The 252-nt window shown below is 52.8% G+C and carries 1 pseudogene; it reads right to left on the bottom strand.

The features are described 5' to 3' along the window. Positions 1–131: 131 nt before the first annotated feature. Positions 132–252, bottom strand: a pseudogene (locus tag F1735_RS35095) (transposase); the annotation flags it as partial.

Below are 252 nucleotides of genomic sequence, written 5' to 3'. Positions count from 1 at the left end.
GTCAGAAAAACCATCGATATCGTCTTGGATGCGTCCTGCTGCTGGTGTCATATTCGATTCCATGTGGGTACCAACTTCCTTAATTAGAGTTATGAAGTTGTCTCACAACAGTTTGACACAGGGGGCTCGGTCACCGTGCCGTGTTTGCGTCCTTCCGTCATGAACAGCAGTCGCTTTGCCTCAAGATCATGGACCAGGGTCACGTACTCGTGACCGCGCCGGATGCTCAACTCGTCGATGCCGACGACGGTG

It is taken from the genome of Massilia genomosp. 1, assembly GCF_011682185.1.
GTDB lineage: Bacteria > Pseudomonadota > Gammaproteobacteria > Burkholderiales > Burkholderiaceae_D > Telluria_A > Telluria_A rubra.
Note: the sequence above shows the minus strand (reverse complement) of the source record. Positions and strands in the feature narration are given on the sequence as shown.